Source organism: Microbacterium sp. PF5 (genome assembly GCF_004794315.1).
Taxonomy (GTDB): domain Bacteria; phylum Actinomycetota; class Actinomycetes; order Actinomycetales; family Microbacteriaceae; genus Microbacterium; species Microbacterium sufflavum.
In genome coordinates, this window is sequence record NZ_SSDQ01000056.1 from 1 (window position 1) to 1,486 (window position 1,486).

The 1,486-nt window shown below is 62.1% G+C and carries 2 protein-coding genes; both read left to right on the forward strand.

Annotation, left to right across the window (positions count from 1 at the left end; genetic code table 11):
* The coding region (locus DW297_RS18765) for a hypothetical protein (protein WP_205828220.1) at positions 1–192 on the forward strand (192 nt) is incomplete at its 5' end.
* Positions 193–342: 150 nt separating this feature from the next.
* Positions 343–1,287 (forward strand): Ltp family lipoprotein, encoded by a 945-nt coding sequence (locus DW297_RS03510; protein WP_136029423.1) that lies wholly within the window; start codon positions 343–345, stop codon positions 1,285–1,287.
* The last annotated feature ends 199 nt before the right edge of the window (positions 1,288–1,486 follow it).

Genomic DNA, 1,486 nt, shown 5'->3' on the forward strand with positions numbered 1-1,486 from the left:
ACCTTGCGCACGAGTGACACCGTCATGACGACGGCGACCACCCAGGGCCCTGCCACGATAGGGGCAGGTTATGACGAACCAAGTAGCGACCATCGCACGCGTTCCAAACTCGCGGTGAACTGGCTTGCGCTGAACGTCGACAACAACCGCAACCTGCGAAAGAGCCGGATCAACGGCTACGGTCGAGTCTGAGATGCCACCGGCTGCGCCGCCACCCTCACGCTTGCCGCGGGACGAGATCGAACCGTGATCCCCCATCCGTAGAAAGACGGATAGCATGCGGAGATTCGGCCTGTGAATTTCCTGGGAGGGGCCGACATATGTCGAGAGGAACGACGCGCCATGTCAGAGCAGACTCCGGCGCCGGGCTGGTACCCCGCGCCGCATGCGAATAACGAACAAAGATATTGGGACGGTGCGCGATGGCTCGAGCCGCCCGCGGCGACTGCCGTAATGGAGGCCCCGCAAGCACAGGGGAGTGAGCTCAATAGGCCCAACCCACGATCGGTCTGGGGCGTTGTGTCGTTGATCGCTGGCATCATCGCGTTCTTCACCGGTATCGTGCCGATACTCGGGATCATTCTGGGGCTAGGGGCCGTCGCAATAAGCGTGTACGCCTTGACGAAAAAGCAGTCCAAGGCCCTCGCCATCACCGGCATTGTGTTGGGCTCGATCGCGGTGGTCTCTTCGATCGCGGTGACGGTCGGCATCTCTTCAACCCTTCCTGACGCTGCAAACAAGCCTGCGGCGGTACAAACCGTCAAGCCCGCGGAAGACATCGAAGAAGAAGCACCCCCAGCGAAGGTCATCGTGCCCGACGTTGTTGGCCTGCCGGTTGCCGACGCTATCGCCGCTCTCAACGACGCGGGCCTAAGTGCTCCGGAGCTTTCGACCTTCGAAGACCCGGTCGCCCTGGTCGTTTCCACGAGCCGTGCTGCCGGCTCAGAGGCGAACGAAGGGGCTGCCATCTCGATCGTCGTCGCCGAGAAGCCGAAGCTGACGCTCGGTCAACAGAACGCGGTCGACAGTGCGGTGTCTTACCTTAACCTCACCGGATTCTCTCGTAGCGGCTTGATTGACCAGCTCGAGTATGAGGGATTCTCTCCCGAAGAAGCGACGTTCGGCGCCGATAACGCTGGCGCGGACTGGAACGCCGAAGCTGCGCAGAGTGCGGAACAATACTTGGAGATCTCGTCGTTTTCGCGCCAGGGGCTTTACGACCAGCTCGCTTACGAAGGGTACCAGCCGGCCGAGATTGAATACGCCCTCAGTCAAGTCGGCTATTGAGATCCCGCTGCAAGCGGCGTGTTGTGCGAGGAGACCGGGAAGAAGGCGCGGTCCAGGGTGAGGGCGTTCTCCCGGAGTGACCGCTAGGAGATCTAACTCGACCGGGCCGATCCGCGCACGGTGAGGCGGCTGACCATCCGGTCAGCCGCGGCGGAACACCTTGCGCACGAGTGACACCGTCATGACGACGGCGACCACC

Bases quoted from the DNA above. Each gene is read 5' to 3' on its own strand.
- DW297_RS03510 (WP_136029423.1), top strand. From the start codon at position 343: ATGTCAGAGCAGACTCCGGCGCCGGGCTGGTACCCCGCGCCGCATGCG.